This window comes from Pantoea sp. SGAir0175 (assembly GCF_043547855.1).
In genome coordinates this window covers 436,339-452,841 of sequence record NZ_CP028081.1, presented here as the reverse complement: position 1 = coordinate 452,841, position 16,503 = coordinate 436,339, and the positions used below count along the sequence as shown (strand labels likewise).

Here is a 16,503-nt window from a genome sequence, read left to right as displayed (position 1 = left end):
CTACGGGATTGTGCAGCCATTTCGCGCTTACAGCGAAACCGGGAAGATAGCGCCGAGCACCATGGCACCGAGAATTGCGCCGCCGGTAATCGGCTTGTTCCACAGGTAAAACAGCAGTGCACCGACCAGCGAACCGAGGCCGATCGGAATCGACGCCGCCATAGCGGACAGAATAATCAGTGGACCAAGGAAGCGACCGGAGGCATTCCCGGCGCCCATCATTACGTCCGCGCCGTAGGTGGAATCGCTCTGGTTGATGGTGAATTTGCGTGCAAGGATAATCACGTAGCCAATCGCCACGCCAATCACCAGCCCGGTTGCCAGCGAGGCGGCAAAGTTCGCCACCGGAAACACGATACCGGCTCCCAGCAGCAGCGCTGGCACACCGAGGCCGACGCCGGTCTGAATCGCGCCGCCGATATCCAGAATCCCTACCAGCGAGCCTTCAATGATGCGCGCAAACAAGAAGCTGGCACCAAACGCCGCCACCGCACCGTACACGCCGGTCTCCATGCCGGAGCGCAGCATCGAAACGAATGCCACTTCGTTAAAAGCACCGATGCCGTACAGGTAGTACATGTGCGTCCCGGCGAATACGCCGGAGGAGAGCAGGCCGACAAACAGCGGAAAAGACCAGTCGGCGTACCAGAACCCTTTGTTTTCGTTCTCGTTCATACTGAAGGCTCCTTATTTGCCACTCAGGCTGTTGTGGATCATGTCCAGCCAGCCAGGGATGCCGAGCTGGAAGGATTGCAGCAGTTTCACATCGAAGCCACGGAAGAAGCCGCTCAGCACAAACAGCAGGACAATCGCAGCCATCATCACTTTGGTGACTTTGTTCCAGCCGCTCTCTTCCACGCCTTTACCGATCAGAATGCCCAGCACCAGACCCGGCACGGCGTTACCCATGATCAACTGCGCCAGACCACCAAAAATGGTTGCCCAGAAGCCCGATTTCTTACCGGCATCTATCGCCGCCAGCCAGAAGATCACCGGCATCACCGTGTTCACCAGCAGATTCGCCGCCGGCACCAGCACTTTTACCGCGGTCACCTGCAGCGCAGCCGGTACGGCAGAAGCGGTACTGTTCAGGAAGGCCACCACGATCATGCCGATGATGCCGCAGGCAATCGCCATGCGCTTCGGGTTATGCAGCGTTTCCGCGACGTTGCGGTTCTTTACCATCAGTGCGGCCGCGCCCCAGTTCGGCAGAATGCGGTGATCCACATCCTGCGTGAAGGAGCCCGCGGCAACGGAGGATGCCCAGGCGTTAAAGAAGAAGCCGAGACCAAAGGAGAAGTGCGAAGCCGGATCGCCCTCGCAGGAGTTGAGCTCGCCCAGCGTACGGAAGGCACCCATCCCCTGCGTGACGGGCGCGTGGAACATGCGCGCCGCGCCCGCTCCAACGCCCACGCCGACTAATCCACCGATGATCAACGACTTAAACAAAATGATTAAAAACATATTGTTACCCTTGTTGTCGTTATTCTTACGTTGCTGTGAAGGTCACGCTCTCGGTGTCGATCACAGTGACGCTGACAGTAATTTCCAGCTCCACGCTGTAATTCCGCCGTTCACGCGCGAGGAAGAAGAACAGAAATTTCTCCTTCCGCACGCTCTCCTGCGCGCGCAGCACCCGCACATCGAGCGGTTCAATGCGCAACAGAATTTTCTGGCTGGTGCGCAGCACCTGCTGCTGCACCTTGCTGAGCGCATCGGCGAAGGCTTTTGCTTTGCTGTCGCCTTTGCCCTGCACCGTGACCTGCGTCTCATACTGTTGTTTCATGCTTAGCTGCCGTGTTTTTTATTCCAGGCCTGCACCAGACGCTCACCCAGCTCTTCTTTATCCATGAAGCCAAAACCGAGCACGGTGGCACCTTCGTTGATGGCGGTTACCCCTTCGTCAACCGAACGCATGCCGTGTTTGGCTTTGTAGCCGTACTTGTTCTGCGCGGTGATGGCACCGGCACCGCCGCTGCCGCAGAAGGAGATGCCGAAATCAGCGTTTTCCGCCTTCATCACATCGCCCAGTTTCATATCCGCCGCCACGCCCGGCACCACTACTGCCCGGCCGCCGGCTTTTTCCACGCCAGCTGCCACTTTCTGTCCTTTACCCAGACGATCGCCAATCACTACCGTTACCATATTCCGTTCCTCTCTCAATTCATGCTTCGTTCGATTTCGCCACTTCGATATGCACCGACAGCAGCCAGGCTTCTTCGACAGGCAAATTGCCAAACAGATCCACCACCTGCTGCGCCAGCGCCATGGTCTCAGGCGAGATGTCCTCAAACAGTTCGGCTTCGACGTCCGGCAGCGCCTCTCCGGTGAGAGAGCGAGCCGCCATGGCGCGGACATGTGAGGCCAGCATTTGCTGTTGCACCGCATTGGCTGCAATGTGGTGCGCGGCATACAGCGCCGCGATTTGATTCATCACCTTATCCGCCAGCGCCTGGATTGCCTCCGGCGTGCTCGGTTTCAGCGGGACAGCATCACTCCTCACCTTGTTACTCCTGTTTACAGCGGACAATGTCAGATAATTCGCGTTGAGAAGAAATTACGCTGTCCGCCTGGCGGTGTGGAGACGCAACATTTCCACCTCAAAGTGGAAATCCCACGGGCGACTGTGCGCCAGATCGCACGATGCACGAACTATGCGAGATCGCTCACGAAATGCGTGAAATGAGGTAAAAAGCGGGATAAAAACGGTGGAATGACGCAAGGCTGCGGCAGGAATAAGGCCAGCCTGCAGGCTGGCCCGGTTTATCAGCGGAATTTCTTATGGTTGGCGTTACGGATATCTTCCAGTTTCTTCGCTTCGGTTTTCGCCTCGTCCAGCTTGTTGGCCTGCGCCAGCTGGTCGACAACGTCGATCTGGGCAATCAGTGAGTCCAGACCGGCGTGGTAATCCTTGATCTGTGCGCTGTCAGCGCCCTGACCTTCCAGTTTCTCCGGCGTGGATTTTTTCGCATCCTGCGCCGCAGCCCGCATCTTGCCCAGTGCAGTGTGCATTTCCTGCGCGTCAGAGGTTTTCTTCACTACGCTCAGCCCGTCTTTCAGGGTATCCATATCCTGCTCCAGGTCAGCCGCGAACAGGCTGGCCGAGGAGAACAGTAACGACAAAGACAACATTGCAATCACATGCTTACGCATAACGTTTTCCTTTAATTATTATCAGGCGAAAAAAAAGCAGCCGCTGTGGGCTGCTTTCATCAAGCGATGTCTTTATTGTCCGGCGATTTTCATCTCCGGCAGCAGCACCGATCCGCATTGTATATTGCTGCGCGTTTCAATGTCGTTACCGACCGTTACCATATTGAGCCACATATCTTTGAGGTTGCCCGCAATTGTGATCTCGCTCACAGGGTATTGAATTTCACCGTTTTCAACCCAGAAGCCAGCCGCACCGCGCGAGTAGTCGCCGGTCATGGCGCTGACGCTGGAACCCATCATCTCGGTAACGATCAAACCGCGCCCCATCTGCTTCACCAGATCGTCAAAGCTGTGGCCCTGACCGGCGATGCGCCAGTTATGAATGCCGCCCGCGTGGCCGGTGCTTTGCAGGCCGAGCTTACGCGCCGAATAGCTGGTCAGCAGCCAGTTCTGCAGCACGCCATCTTTCACGATTTCGCGCGCTTCGGTGCGTACGCCTTCGCTATCAAACGGCGTCGAGGCCAGCCCTTTCAGCAGATGCGGTTTTTCTTCAATCGTCAGCCACGACGGCAGAATTTGCTGGCCCAGCGCGTCAAGCAGGAAGGTGGATTTACGGTAAACGCTGCTGCCGCTGATCATGCCCACCAGATGGCCGAACAGGCCGGTGGCCACTTCCGGCGCAAACAGCACCGGCGCTTTCATGGTCGGCAGCTTACGCGGCGAAAGACGTGCCAGCACGCGGCGCGCGCACTCCGCGCCCACCCAGTCGGCGCTTTGCAGATCGCCCATCGCGCGACCAATGGTGTAGGCGTAGTCGCGCTCCATATCACCGTTGTGCTCGGCAATGACGCAGCTCGACAGCGAATGCCGGCTCGAGCAGTAGCTCTGCAGCATGCCGTGGCTGTTACCAAAGACTTTGATACCGACGTGGCTGTTAAAGCTGCCCCCTTCGGTATTGGTGATGCGCTTATCAGCCTGCAGTGCGGCCTGCTCGGCCTGGGCGGCCAGCTCAATGGCGCGATCGGCGTCGATCTCCCACGGGTGATAGAGATCGAGATCCGGCGCCTCGAACGCCAGCAGATCGCGCTCGGCCGGCGCAGCACAGGGATCGGGCGAGGTGTAGCGCGCGATATCGATCGCCGCCTGCACGGTGCGTTTAATCGCGTCCGGGCTGAGATCGGTCGAGGAAGCACTGCCTTTGCGGTTTTGGTGATAGACGGTGATGCCAAGCGCGCCATCGCTGTTGAATTCGACGTTTTCCACTTCGCCGTAGCGGGTACTGACACCGATTCCGGTGGTTTTGGTGACCGCCACTTCTGCTCCGTCGGTGCTGGCTTGCGCCAGTTCCAGCGCCTGCGCGACAGCCTGTTCCAACACTTTACGTTGTTCTGCAACCTGAGTAGATACGTTCATCGACCTGCCGTCTAATCTTAAGTATGAATTTATTGAGTCTATCAGACTCAGAGAACAATTTCGCAGTCGCCCGATAAACTGGTAGGATTAGCCTCTTTTTTTAGGGAGCCAACAGATGACGAAGCAGCCCGAAGACTGGCTCGACGATGTGCCGGATAATCAGGAAGAAGAAGACGAAGAGATTATCTGGGTCAGTAAAAGTGAAATTAAACGCGACGCCGAGGAGCTGAAACGCCTGGGCGCCGAGTTAGTGGATTTAGGGAAAAACTCCCTGGATAAGATCCCGCTTGATGAACAGCTGCGTGACGCCATTGAACTGGCGCAGCGCATTAAGAAGGAAGGCCGCCGCCGCCAGCTGCAGCTGATTGGTAAAATGCTGCGTCAGCGCGACGAAGAGCCAATCCGCCTGGCGCTGGATAAGCTGAAGAACCGCCACAACCAGCAGGTTGCGCTGTTCCATAAGCTGGAGCAGCTGCGCGATCGGCTGATTGAACAGGGTGATGACGCGGTGGCGGAAGTGCTGAATCTCTATCCGCACGCCGACCGTCAGCAGCTGCGCAGTATGATCCGCAACGCGCAGAAAGAGAAAGCCGCCAGTAAGCCGCCAAAAGCCGCCCGCCAGATTTTCCAGTACCTGCGCGAGCTGGCTGAAGCGTAAGTCCGCTGCGGACGGTTGCCCTGCCCTCACCCTAACCCTCTCCCGCAGGCGGGAGAGGGAATCTAAAGCGCAGTGCTGAGGTAGCTGAAGCGCAGTGTTGGGGTAGCTGAAGCATTGTGCTGAGGTAGCGGAGGACGAGCGCTGAATGTGACGTCCGCACCGGACGGCCCCTTCTCCCGCCTGCGGGAGAAGGCTGGGATGAGGGCAGATCGCCTCTCTTCCAGGGCCGGCCTTAACCGGCCACGCATTACTTACCTAACCGCTCCAGCAGTTTCTGATGAATCCCGCCAAAGCCGCCGTTGCTCATCACCAGAATCGAATCACCCGGCTGCGCCGCTTTAGCCACCATCTCCACCAGCGTATCAATGTCCGCGCTCCAGTGCGCCGGCTGAATGCAGGCTTCCGCAACGTCCGCGACCTGCCACGGAATGTGGTGCGGCTGGAACAGGAATACCTCATCGGCACGCCCTAACGAAGGAGCCAGTTCGTTCTTGCTCACGCCCATCTTCATGGTATTAGAGCGCGGCTCAAGCACCGCCAGAATGCGTGCGGTACCGCCGACTTTACTGCGCAGCGCCGCCAGCGTAGCGAGAATCGCCGTTGGGTGATGGGCAAAATCGTCATACACCTTAATCGCGTTCACTTCGCCGCGTAGCTCGAGGCGACGACGCGCGTTAATGAAGCTGTTCAGCGCCTCTCCGGCATCGCACGGCTTCACGCCAACGTGACGTGCGGCGGCAATCGCCATCAGGCCGTTGTGCATGTTGTGTTCGCCGACCAGCGCCCAGTTCACTTCCGCCACTTTCTCACCGTCGAGCCACGCTTCCCAGCGCGAGGCATCCGGCACCAGCTTCTTCGCCTGCCAGCGGCCGTTATCGCCCACGCTCTCCTGCTCGCTCCAGCAGCCCATCGCCATCACCTGCTTAATATTGTGATCGTGTTCCGGCAGCAGGATCTTGCCCTGACCCGGCACGATGCGCACCAGATGGTGGAACTGCTTCTGGATCGCCCGCAGATCGTCGAAGATGTCGGCATGATCGAACTCAAGATTATTGAGGATCAGGGTGCGCGGGCAGTAATGTACAAACTTGGAACGCTTGTCGAAAAACGCGCAGTCGTACTCATCCGCCTCGATGACGAAGAATGGACTTTTTCCTAATTTTGCCGATACGTCGAAGTTACCCGGCACCCCACCAATAATAAAGCCCGGTTCCAGGCCGCAGGCCTCGAGAATCCACGCTGCCATGCCGGCTGTGGTGGTTTTGCCATGGGTACCGGCCACCGCCAGCACCCAGCGATCGCGCAGCACGAAATCATGCAGCCATTGCGGTCCGGAGAGGTAAGGAATGTTGCGTTCCAGCACCGCTTCCACGCACGGGTTGCCGCGCGTCATGGCGTTGCCGATGATCACCAGATCCGGTGCCGGCTCCAGCTGCGAGGCGTCGTAACCTTCTGTTAATTCAATGCCTTGCTGTTGCAGCAGCGTGCTCATCGGCGGATAGACATTGGCATCTGAACCGGTCACTTCGTGTCCGAGCGAGCGGGCCAGCATCGCCAGTCCGCCCATAAAAGTGCCACAAATCCCAAGGATGTGAATGCGCATAAAAAGATCCATTACTCAAAAGTTCGGCGCACAGTGTAACGCCGAGTCCGGAGGGAAGAAACGGATTAGGACTATGGTTTTTGAAGTTCAATCGGCTAAACTGCGTACGCATACGTTGGTAGCTTGTTACAGCTGCTGCCACTCCATCGTAGATTCAGGGAATGTGTTATGAAAACGTTAGGCGAATTCATCGTCGAGAAGCAACACGACTTTCCTCACGCCACAGGTGAACTGACGGCGCTGATTTCCTCCATCAAGCTGGGCGCAAAAATCATCCACCGCGACATCAACAAAGCGGGTCTGGTGGATATTCTCGGTGCCAGCGGCGTAGAGAACGTGCAGGGTGAGCAGCAGATGAAGCTGGATCTGTTCGCTAACGAAAAGCTGAAAGCGGCACTGAAGGCGCGCGGTGTGGTCGCGGGGATTGCTTCCGAAGAAGAAGATGAGTTTGTCATCTTTGAAGGTTCGGAGAACGGTAAGTATGTAGTATTGATGGACCCGCTGGATGGTTCTTCGAACATCGACGTTAACGTTTCCGTCGGCACCATTTTCTCGATTTATCATCGTATTAGTGAGCCAGGCACGCCAATCACCGAAGCCGATTTCATGCAACCGGGCCACAAGCAGGTTGCCGCAGGTTACGTGGTGTACGGTTCCTCAACCATGATGGTGTACACCACTGGCGTGGGCGTTCATGCCTTCACTTACGATCCGTCGCTCGGCGTGTTCTGCCTGAGCCACGAACGCATGACCTTCCCGGAAAAAGGCTACACCTACTCGATCAACGAAGGGAATTACATCCGCTTCCCGCAGGGCGTGAAAAAGTACCTGAAGTTCTGCCAGGAAGAAGATGTATCTACGAAGCGCCCTTACACCTCGCGCTACATCGGTTCGCTGGTGGCGGATTTCCACCGCAACCTGCTGAAAGGCGGCATTTATCTCTATCCCAGCACCGCCAGCCACCCGAAAGGCAAGCTGCGCCTGCTGTATGAGTGCAACCCGATGGCCTTCCTCGCCGAACAGGCGGGCGGTAAAGCCAGCGACGGTAAAAACCGTATCCTCGATATTCAGCCGGAAACGCTGCACCAGCGCTGCCCGTTCTTCTGCGGTAATGATGCGATGGTCGACGACGTTGAACGCTTTATGCGTGAGTTCCCGGACGAACATCAGGCGTAAGTAAGTGGGCATTTAAAATGCCTGCGTGTGAAGCCTGTCAGTAAATGATTTTCGGTCGCCATTAATGGCGACCCTACAGGTTAATGGCACGGTTTATGTTGGGTGCGCATTTATGCGCACCGGCATACAGAGATTAATTGCAATTAAATCGGCACTACGCCGTTGCCCAGGCTTACTTATTTTTTATTTCTGATTCTTGCCTGACGATTAATTAATTCACCATTCTCCGCATAATAACGACTCGGCCAGATCTCAGCCGGCGAAATACCAATTGCTTCGGCAATAATTAATTCCCCTTTCGGCCACGGACGCGCCAGCGCGTTGGCTAACGTGGTGGAACATAATCCGGCCTGTCGGGATAACGCCGCCATTGAGGTTCCCTTTTTACGCAGCGCCGCAATGATATCGGCCGGATGCCAGTCTGACTTCGCATTATTCACGCAACTCTCCTTAGTTCGCTTATCCATTCCCGTAACGATACTACGTTACTCGTAGTATCTGACAAGCGCTAAATCTACGATTCTCGTAGTCATGAAACCGACCTCCTCGCTGCAAGACACTTTTTGTCGACGCCTGAAACAGGCGAATCAGAAAAACTTTATTTCGCAATAAAGCTAGGGATTGCTTCTGCTATAGATGCACTTTTTCGCGAACATATTTATCAATCGTTTTGAAAAAGTGTTTATGGGGCAGATATAATAAAATAAGTGGCTGAGGTACACCCTCTCGCATTCATATGGAGCTGATAATGAGTTAGCTGCATTTATATTAAATTACAGAAAAAATCAAAACTCATTACAAAGCACTGTTTATAATAAAACAAATGTACACTTCAATTAACTCAACGCAACCTATATATTATAAAGAATTATTTTACAGTTCATCATTAACATCCCACCTAATTGAAAAAATATACTTTTTACAAAAAAAATGATTAACTTATAAAAGAGCTTAAAAAACAATAGGTTATATGGAAAAATCAATAATTGTTTCTGTTGTTCTAAAAAGATATAATGGTAGCAATTTGAATATTGAGCACTACCATGAAAACAACACATCCTAACATTTCCATTTTCTCATTTTTTTCTGGATCAGGTTTTTTAGATCTGGGGTTTGAAAAAAGCGGATTTAATATAGTTTTTGTAAATGAAAATCATCAAGCATTTCTCAATGCCTATTCTTACTCAAGAAAAAAAATGGGTATGCAGCCCCCCCAGTTCGGTTATAATCTCGAAAGTATAGAAGAATACATATACGGGAATAAAATAGAACATTTGGGGAAATTAGTGATGACAACTAAAGGTTCATCACTTGTTGGGTTCATTGGCGGTCCTCCATGTCCGGATTTTTCGAATGGTGGAAAAAACAAAGGCCATATCGGTGACAATGGTCGCCTCACAAAAGAATACATTGAATTAATCTCCTTACATAAACCAGACTTCTTTCTTTTAGAAAATGTTAAAGGATTATGGAAAACTGAAAAGCATAGAAAGTTTTATGATGAAATGCTTAATATTTTAAGAGATAGAGACTATTCTCTGACAAATCATTTGGCTAATGCCTTAGAGTATGGCGTTCCTCAAAATAGGGATAGAATAATGCTTTTTGGTGTACATAAAAATTTATTACATAACGAAAAAAATTCAAATTCACCACTTCCTTTTAACTGGAAAGAAAATTTAACCTACACATCTGATAAAATCCCTCAGAAAGATGTCTGGCCAGGTAAAGAGGTTTTCATTAAAGACAGCGTTAAAAATATTCCGAACACTCTAGAGAAGTTCAATGAATTAACCGTTGAGCATTGGTTCAATAAAAATGATGTAACCAATCATCCTAATTCCATACACTTTTTTAAACCGAAACAAGGATTGGCAAAGTTTCAAAACATTGATGAAGGAGACGTCAGTAGAAAATCTTTTAAACGACTTCATCGCTGGCGTTATTCTCCAACTACTGCTTATGGAAACAATGAAGTTCATCTTCATCCATATAAAGAAAGAAGGCTCAGTGCTTCTGAAGCCTTGGCCATTCAATCTATGCCTAAAGATTTTGAATTACCTCAAGATATGTCCCTAAGTGATATGTTCAAAACCATCGGAAATGGTGTTCCTTATTTGATGTCAAGAACAATCGCCAACGATATTAAAACTTTCCTTTTTAATATTATAAAATAAGAGTTTTATAAACCTTAATAGAAGAGGATTGATATGCTTAACACCTTGACAATTGATGAGTTAAAATCATTGGTAGGTCTGAATTTAACGCCCCTTTCTCAAAAAGAAAGAGCATTTATGATTACTGAAATAGATAATGACAATAATAAAATTTTAATTAAAACATTTAATCGTGAGAGTGTAACAACTCGCAACCTTAAGTTTTTTGAGATTTTCTTTGATGAGATAAAATCAAAGAATTATTGTTGCATTGAAGACTCAATAAAATTAGATGGGATGGTTTTAAGTCAAATTCAAACCATTGCAGCTAATTTGGCAAAAATTTATTTTTTCCATTATAATAAAAAAACATTCTTATTTTATGTTCCTGAGTCATATAAAGCTCCAGGAACTATCGAAGAACTAAATCAAGTAGATCAACCAAAAGCTAAAAGAGTTATCAATAGTAGTAAACGGCTTGATTATATAGAACTTGCCTATCAAGTTGAAAAAAATATTCGCAATTTTAAGAAAGAAATAGATAATTTACACGCACTGTCCCCAGGTATTTTGTCTAACACCAATATTAAAACTGTAACGGATGATTTCGATAAAATACTTACTGAAATTGAAGCAACTAAGTTTTCAAGTAATAAAAAAAATAATATTTACAACTTAGATAATTTTGATATTAATGCTGTCGAGATGTCTGACATAATTGACATCCCTCAAATTACCGGCATTGATTCCGGAGAGGATTCGTATCATATTAATACGGACGAAGAGAATAGTGAAGCCAAGTTTTCCTTAAAGGTGCCTAATATTCGTCGCCAAACTCCAAGCTTAGCTTTATTATATGATAGATTATTATACGATGAAATTGAAATACAACCAGAATATCAAAGGAAAGATAGAATTTGGAGTGATGACAAAAAATCGAAATTAATAGAATCAATTCTGATGCAATTACCATTACCAATCTTTTACTTTGGAGAAAGAGAGGACGATGTTTGGGTTGTTATTGATGGCTTACAAAGAATAACAACTGTTCAAGATTTTATGAGAAACAAGTTTCCTCTCAAATTAGAGAAAAGCTCATCTGTTTACGAAATGAATGGATTAACCTTCCAAGAGTTTAGCCGTTCATATACACGTATTTTGAGAGAGTTTGAAATCACGGCTTATGTTATCGAATTACAGGAAAGTGATGACTCAAATAGATTCATTATTGAATTATTTCATCGCATTAACACATATGGAGTAAAATTAAGCGATCAAGAAATAAGGTCTGCAATCAACTTTGGCTCGAGCGTTTTCTATTTAAGATATTTGGCTACAAGTAGCTTGTTTTTAAATGCAACAACCTACACTATAAATGACAAAAGGCAAAAAGATCTTGAGTTATGTTTAGGTGCTCTTTCTTTTATATTGTTTGGATATAGTAATTTTAATTATAATAGATATGACTCATTCCTTTCTTCTACAATGAAATGGATAAATAAACAAACTTTTAAAAAAGTTGAAAATGACGATGACATCACGTATCACTCTGATTCTCAAGAAATAACAGAGTTAACTCGCAGGTTCGAAAAAGGCCTAAGAGTTAGCATGGAAATTTTCGGACGCGATGCGTTTAAAAAACAGCAAAATAGCACAAAAAAAGATCCAATCAGTAAACCCTTATTCGAATTATTTGTGACAATTTTTTCTAATATTGACGATGCTAATTTATTAAAACTTAGAGAAAATAAAGATATATTCATAAATAAACTTTATGATGCTATTGCAGATGACTCAACCGATTACGCGAAATGGAACAGCCCATCATATGAAAATACAAATAGAGGACTGAACTACTCTTTATCAAGTTCAACAGGAAAAAGAACTACCATTCTTTATCGGTTTGAATCAATACTTCAAATCCTGTTAGTTTCAACTGGATGCGCCATAAATATTCAACCAATGCTCGGAGATCAAAATGCTTGAGAGAGTAATCTTAAAAAACTTTAAATGTTATAAAAGTGCAGAAATAAAATTCTCCAAACTAACAATCTTCTGCGGTAGTAATTCTGTAGGAAAAAGCACAGCCATACAAGCTGTAGGAATGGCGTTCCAAAGTGAATTTTCAGAGAGTTTAGAAATAAGCGGAGACTTGATAGACTTAGGCACTTTTAAGGATATCTTCTGTAGATTTGCAGATGACTCTGATGATCTATTAAGTATATCCCTACATTTTGACCTTTCACAAAGGATGGTTATGCAGTGGTCGGCCTCTAACACATCGGGTCACACTTTTAATAGTAACTCTTTAGTAGCTGTAAATTTCAATGGAGACTTTAGAGAAAAAATTACAACAAACTATTTCATTAAGAATGGTTTTCAATTCATAGAAGCAGAGAGATTTGGGCCAAGAAGTTACTTTAACATCAACAAAAAAAAGAAATCTTTATTTTGGCTTGGTACAAAAGGGCAGTATTCTTACGAAATATTCTCATCAATTAAAGAATCCAAAGAAAGGCTTCCATCAAAAGATCCCCGCAATCATCATAAAGCTGAAGATGGGTCAACAATACGTAGAAATTTAAATTATTGGATGTCTGAGATAACGCCAAATTTTATTATGGATTCGTCTGTAGTTGATGAGGCTAAAATTAGCCATGCTACTTTCCAAGTAAGCTCTGGAAAAACATCTCCATCAAATATGGGTTTTGGATTAAGTTATGTTCTAAGTGCGGTATTAGCTTTATTAGTAACCAAGCCTGGTGGCATTGTTATAATTGAAAATCCCGAAGCTCACTTGCATCCTCGGGGACAAAGCTACTTAGGCCGTTTGATCGCCTTGGCTTCGCTTGCGGGCGTACAAGTAATAATTGAAACTCATAGTGATCATTTAATAAATGGAATACGTGTTGTTTCTAGAACCAATCATACTTATCGAAAAGAAGATTTTAAATTGCATTACATTTCTTCCAACAAAATAGGTGAGGGAGAAATCAAAACTATTGATGTTGGTGAAAAAGGTGAGCTATCAGAGTGGCCTCAAGGTTTTTTTGATCAACAATCAAAAGATTTAAAAGTAATCATCAAAGGCATAGACGATTGAGGATCTTAATCCATGGAAAAGAACATCTCTCAAATACATATTAGCGGATATAGCTTATCTTTATTAGATGGAGAAAGTAGCTTTGATGAGATCACTGATGCATTAGAAGAATTAAAATATAAGATAAATGAGTATGCCGAATGGAGTAAAATTGAAGTAATTTGCATGAGTGACATTGTAGAATATAGCTCGCCCGAAGAAAATGAAATCTCATTAGAATATAAATTACTCAGTGCTGCAGACTATGATGATAGCATTTATGCTTATTATTTAACCCTTATTGAGAAAGCCATTGGCCCTTACAAATCTCATCTTTACACGACATCATCTTTGGATAAAATAACAAACCAAAATGAATATACCTTCCCCAGGAACTATGCATTTTGTTCAAAAAACCTTTTGTGGCCTAATATAACCGAGGAAAAACACACAGATTCTTGCTTAGATACTTTACAAAGGAATGCTTCATTTATAGCAAGTGTACAAACTGACGAAGCAAATTTTATTGAGCTGTGCATCGAAAATTTTTATAACATTGAATTTCATCCTCAAATAGTATCAACTTTAAACACAATTAAAAGAGGCACATATCTGGATTACATTTTTTCAATTTTAATATGCCTAAACACTCTTAACAAAGCTCACAACCTCATTTCTAAAGACCCTCAAAAAAACGAAGAAGATTTGTTAATTATTGCTGGTATCACAGCAGATTTTGGAAAACAATTTCCATGTACTAGGCAAGGAAAAAACAAACCATTTTTCCAGTTCAACAATGATGGAAAGATTATTAAAATCAACTGTGAATACCACCTCAAAATAAATTGGAATGATAAAAACATCAGAGATAATAATGAAGATTTTTTGCGTTTATATTTTGGGTTGAAATATGATGAAAATAATAAAAGGAAGTTCATTAAGGTCGCTCATATCGGATGCCACCTCCCAATAAAAAATAACAAGATATAATTTAAAAAATCAACATCTTCCGTAAACTACCAAGGTAATATTTTACCTTGGTAGCTAAATTATGTTTCTTTTAAAAACAAAACTGTGCCATAGATGCCTGCAACTGCTGCGACTGCGCTTCCAGCGACTGCGTAGCGGCACTGGCCTGCTCCACCAGCGCGGCGTTTTGCTGCGCGGCTTCATCCATCTGCGTCACCGCCTGATTGACCTGCTCAATGCCGCGGCTCTGCTCTTCCGAGGCGATGGAGATCTCTTTCATTAGCGCGGTCACCCGCATCACTTCACTGGAGATCTCATCCATGGTTTCGCCGGCGCGCGTGGCCATGTCGCTGCCCTCTTTGACCCGCGTCTGTGATTCGCTGATCAACTCACGAATCTCTTTGGCGGCGCTGGCGCTGCGCCCGGCCAGGGTGCGCACTTCGTTGGCAACCACGGCAAAACCGCGCCCCTGCTCACCGGCACGCGCCGCTTCCACCGAGGCGTTGAGCGCCAGGATGTTGGTCTGGAACGCAATGCCGTCGATCACGCTGAGAATATCGGCGATCCGATCGGAGCTGTGGGTGATCTCACGCATCTTCTCCATCACGTAGCACACCACTTCTGCACCGCGATCGGCAGTATCCGACACGCTACTGGCCAGCTGATTGGCCTGCTGCGCGTTGCTGGCGTTAAGCCGGACGGTGGCCGTGAGCTGCTCCATGCTGGCGGCAGTCTGCTCCAGCGAGGCCGCCGACTCCTCCGTGCGCTGCGACAGATGCACCGTGCCCGCGGACAGCTCGCGGCTGCCGACGTCAATCTGCAGGCTGGCTTCACGCACCTGGCTGACCGAGTTGCGCAGCGCCAGCTGCATTCCCGTCAGCGCCTGGTTCAGACGGCCGATTTCGTTATTGGCCGCTGCCGGCAGCGGCTGCGACAAATCGCCGGCTGCAATCTGCTCCAGATGCTGGATCGCCCCGTCCAGCGGACGCAGCAGCGCGCGGCGCAGCAGCAGCCAGGCCAGTGCAATCAGCAACAGGGTCAGCGCGACGGCGACACCAATCATGATCTTCATCTGCAGTTCATTGTGCGCCGCTGCCGCCAGACGTGCGGCAGAGACCTCGTCGGCATACAGGCTGAAGTCGTTCACTGCCTTCGAATAGTTAGCCGCCAGCTGCGACAGGTTGCCTTCCAGCACCTGGTAATACTCATCGGTATACTGCTTTTGCAGCGCATCCATCATGGGTGCCATGGCGCCTTTCTGATACGCGCTGAACGCGGCCGCGACCGCATCGGCGAGGCTTTTGCCCTGCGCGGTAACGGTACCGGCATCAATAAACGCGGTCAGATGGCGTTGCGAGCTGGCGACATCCGCCTGCGCCTGTTTGCTAACGGTCGCGCCCTCGTCCAGCAGGCCGATTTCGATTTTGCGCACCGCCAGCGCGGCGCTGGCGCGGGCACGCATCAGATCGGCGTTGCTCTGATACAGGCTGTTAAGTTCAATGCCCTGAATACGGTTGATGGCGTCAAGTGACTGGTTGCCGGAATTGATGGCGTAGATGCCCATACCGCTCACTGCCAGCAGCAGCAGCGTCATAAAGGCCAGAAGAGAGAGTAAAGCCGTGCGTATAGATAGCTGTGTGATCATGATAATTCCCGTGCGCTTTAAAAAAGGGAGAATCCAGTAGCCCTAAAACGGAGAGATTATCGGCAGTGACCGGGGGAAACTTTATCCTTCATTGATGGTCAACCTGATTACGATCATCTACGCTTCAGATTTCCTGAAGTTCGTAGCGCTAAAAGCAAGGAATGTAACGATGAAAAAATGGCTTCCGCTTGCCTGTCTGTTCGCGTCCAGCGTGGCAATGGCACAGCAAAACCCTATCGATCAGCAGCTCAATCAATGCCTGAATAAAGAGTCCAGCACCACCGGCATGTCGCAGTGCTACAGCACGGCCAATAAGGCGTGGGACAAAGAGATGAATGCGCAATATAGTCAGCTGATGAAGAAATTAACCGGTGAGCCCAAAGACAAACTGCGCAATGCGCAGCGCGCCTGGCTGGCCTACCGTGATAGCTGGACCGATGCCAGCCGCAGCTATTTCCTCAGCAGTCAGGGCTCCATGGCGGCGCTGTCAGTGGGCGCGCAGGGCGTCAGTCTGGTGCGCAACCAGGCGCTGATGCTGCAATCAATCAACAAAGGCAGTTGCGCCAATCCCGATGATTGTTGATAAATGGGGGCGTTAAACACGCTCAGCGCTGGCCACGGTCAGCGCGCCCATTATTCACGGAGAAA

General features: G+C 48.5%; 17 protein-coding genes. 7 read left to right on the top strand and 10 right to left on the bottom strand.

Going from position 1 to position 16,503, the window contains the following annotated elements:
- Positions 1-27 precede the first annotated feature (27 nt).
- The 7 genes from C1N56_RS02165 to pmbA all read right to left on the bottom strand — a co-directional run bounded on the left by C1N56_RS02165 (position 28) and on the right by pmbA (position 4,566).
- Entirely contained in the window at positions 28-675 is a 648-nt protein-coding gene (locus C1N56_RS02165; RefSeq protein WP_021509724.1) for a DUF4310 family protein, read from the bottom strand.
- Positions 676-687: 12 nt separating this feature from the next.
- On the bottom strand, positions 688-1,464 hold the full coding sequence (locus C1N56_RS02160; RefSeq protein ID WP_021509725.1) for a DUF4311 domain-containing protein: 777 nt from the start codon (positions 1,462-1,464) through the stop codon (positions 688-690).
- A gap of 25 nt (positions 1,465-1,489) precedes the next feature.
- The gene (locus C1N56_RS02155; protein WP_021509726.1) at positions 1,490-1,786 is read right to left on the bottom strand and encodes a DUF4312 family protein; all 297 of its coding nucleotides are present in this window, start codon (positions 1,784-1,786) and stop codon (positions 1,490-1,492) included.
- Between the two features lie 2 nt (positions 1,787-1,788).
- Positions 1,789-2,145 carry an SFCGS family glycine-rich protein gene (locus tag C1N56_RS02150; RefSeq protein ID WP_021509727.1) on the bottom strand — a complete coding sequence of 119 codons (357 nt, stop codon included), beginning with the start codon at positions 2,143-2,145 and terminating at the stop codon, positions 1,789-1,791.
- Positions 2,146-2,164: 19 nt separating this feature from the next.
- On the bottom strand, positions 2,165-2,503 hold the full coding sequence (locus C1N56_RS02145) for a glycine dehydrogenase (protein ID WP_010617110.1): 339 nt from the start codon (positions 2,501-2,503) through the stop codon (positions 2,165-2,167).
- A 263-nt stretch (positions 2,504-2,766) separates the two neighbouring features.
- A complete protein-coding gene (gene cybC / locus C1N56_RS02140) occupies positions 2,767-3,153 on the bottom strand; it encodes a cytochrome b562 (RefSeq protein WP_058775744.1) in 387 nt (128 codons plus the stop codon).
- A gap of 72 nt (positions 3,154-3,225) precedes the next feature.
- Positions 3,226-4,566 carry a metalloprotease PmbA gene (pmbA, locus tag C1N56_RS02135; protein ID WP_058775743.1) on the bottom strand — a complete coding sequence of 447 codons (1,341 nt, stop codon included), beginning with the start codon at positions 4,564-4,566 and terminating at the stop codon, positions 3,226-3,228.
- Between the two features lie 115 nt (positions 4,567-4,681).
- Between pmbA and yjgA the strand changes: the two genes are divergently transcribed.
- Positions 4,682-5,224, top strand: coding sequence for a ribosome biogenesis factor YjgA (gene yjgA / locus C1N56_RS02130; protein ID WP_058759857.1), 543 nt, complete (start codon positions 4,682-4,684; stop codon positions 5,222-5,224).
- Positions 5,225-5,471: 247 nt separating this feature from the next.
- Here yjgA and mpl read toward each other — a convergent pair whose 3' ends face one another.
- Positions 5,472-6,827, bottom strand: a complete 1,356-nt coding sequence (mpl, locus tag C1N56_RS02125; protein WP_166712150.1) for a UDP-N-acetylmuramate:L-alanyl-gamma-D-glutamyl-meso-diaminopimelate ligase — start codon at positions 6,825-6,827, stop codon at positions 5,472-5,474.
- 168 nt (positions 6,828-6,995) lie between these two features.
- On the opposite strand from mpl, the gene fbp reads away from it, so the two are divergent.
- Entirely contained in the window at positions 6,996-8,003 is a 1,008-nt protein-coding gene (gene fbp, locus C1N56_RS02120; RefSeq protein WP_021509731.1) for a class 1 fructose-bisphosphatase, read from the top strand.
- Between the two features lie 176 nt (positions 8,004-8,179).
- On the opposite strand, the gene C1N56_RS02115 is transcribed toward fbp, so the two are convergent.
- The gene (locus tag C1N56_RS02115) at positions 8,180-8,443 is read right to left on the bottom strand and encodes a helix-turn-helix domain-containing protein (protein ID WP_021509732.1); all 264 of its coding nucleotides are present in this window, start codon (positions 8,441-8,443) and stop codon (positions 8,180-8,182) included.
- Between the two features lie 603 nt (positions 8,444-9,046).
- Between C1N56_RS02115 and C1N56_RS02110 the strand changes: the two genes are divergently transcribed.
- The 4 genes from C1N56_RS02110 to C1N56_RS02095 are packed head-to-tail and all read left to right on the top strand — an operon-like array spanning position 9,047 to position 14,231.
- The gene (locus C1N56_RS02110; RefSeq protein WP_394517044.1) at positions 9,047-10,180 is read left to right on the top strand and encodes a DNA cytosine methyltransferase; all 1,134 of its coding nucleotides are present in this window, start codon (positions 9,047-9,049) and stop codon (positions 10,178-10,180) included.
- Between the two features lie 33 nt (positions 10,181-10,213).
- Positions 10,214-12,145: a DUF262 domain-containing protein gene (locus C1N56_RS02105; RefSeq protein WP_394517043.1), complete on the top strand. Its 1,932-nt coding sequence runs from the start codon at positions 10,214-10,216 to the stop codon at positions 12,143-12,145.
- Positions 12,138-13,262 carry a DUF3696 domain-containing protein gene (locus C1N56_RS02100; RefSeq protein WP_394517042.1) on the top strand — a complete coding sequence of 375 codons (1,125 nt, stop codon included), beginning with the start codon at positions 12,138-12,140 and terminating at the stop codon, positions 13,260-13,262. Before C1N56_RS02105 ends, C1N56_RS02100 begins: the two co-directional genes overlap by 8 nt.
- 12 nt (positions 13,263-13,274) lie before the next feature.
- Positions 13,275-14,231 (top strand): hypothetical protein, encoded by a 957-nt coding sequence (locus tag C1N56_RS02095; protein WP_394517041.1) that lies wholly within the window; start codon positions 13,275-13,277, stop codon positions 14,229-14,231.
- 70 nt (positions 14,232-14,301) lie between these two features.
- Here C1N56_RS02095 and C1N56_RS02090 read toward each other — a convergent pair whose 3' ends face one another.
- Entirely contained in the window at positions 14,302-15,852 is a 1,551-nt protein-coding gene (locus tag C1N56_RS02090) for a methyl-accepting chemotaxis protein (protein ID WP_394517440.1), read from the bottom strand.
- A 172-nt stretch (positions 15,853-16,024) separates the two neighbouring features.
- On the opposite strand from C1N56_RS02090, the gene C1N56_RS02085 reads away from it, so the two are divergent.
- Complete coding sequence (locus tag C1N56_RS02085; RefSeq protein ID WP_059012325.1) at positions 16,025-16,438, top strand: lysozyme inhibitor LprI family protein; 414 nt, start codon at positions 16,025-16,027, stop codon at positions 16,436-16,438.
- The last annotated feature ends 65 nt before the right edge of the window (positions 16,439-16,503 follow it).

Coding starts and splice junctions, on each gene's coding strand:
- C1N56_RS02165 (WP_021509724.1), bottom strand. CDS start 675: ATGAACGAGAACGAAAACAAAGGGTTCTGGTACGCCGACTGGTCTTTT.
- C1N56_RS02160 (WP_021509725.1), bottom strand. CDS start 1,464: ATGTTTTTAATCATTTTGTTTAAGTCGTTGATCATCGGTGGATTAGTC.
- C1N56_RS02155 (WP_021509726.1), bottom strand. CDS start 1,786: ATGAAACAACAGTATGAGACGCAGGTCACGGTGCAGGGCAAAGGCGAC.
- C1N56_RS02150 (WP_021509727.1), bottom strand. CDS start 2,145: ATGGTAACGGTAGTGATTGGCGATCGTCTGGGTAAAGGACAGAAAGTG.
- cybC (WP_058775744.1), bottom strand. CDS start 3,153: ATGCGTAAGCATGTGATTGCAATGTTGTCTTTGTCGTTACTGTTCTCC.
- pmbA (WP_058775743.1), bottom strand. CDS start 4,566: ATGAACGTATCTACTCAGGTTGCAGAACAACGTAAAGTGTTGGAACAG.
- yjgA (WP_058759857.1), top strand. CDS start 4,682: ATGACGAAGCAGCCCGAAGACTGGCTCGACGATGTGCCGGATAATCAG.
- mpl (WP_166712150.1), bottom strand. CDS start 6,827: ATGCGCATTCACATCCTTGGGATTTGTGGCACTTTTATGGGCGGACTG.
- fbp (WP_021509731.1), top strand. CDS start 6,996: ATGAAAACGTTAGGCGAATTCATCGTCGAGAAGCAACACGACTTTCCT.
- C1N56_RS02110 (WP_394517044.1), top strand. CDS start 9,047: ATGAAAACAACACATCCTAACATTTCCATTTTCTCATTTTTTTCTGGA.
- C1N56_RS02105 (WP_394517043.1), top strand. CDS start 10,214: ATGCTTAACACCTTGACAATTGATGAGTTAAAATCATTGGTAGGTCTG.
- C1N56_RS02100 (WP_394517042.1), top strand. CDS start 12,138: ATGCTTGAGAGAGTAATCTTAAAAAACTTTAAATGTTATAAAAGTGCA.
- C1N56_RS02095 (WP_394517041.1), top strand. CDS start 13,275: ATGGAAAAGAACATCTCTCAAATACATATTAGCGGATATAGCTTATCT.
- C1N56_RS02085 (WP_059012325.1), top strand. CDS start 16,025: ATGAAAAAATGGCTTCCGCTTGCCTGTCTGTTCGCGTCCAGCGTGGCA.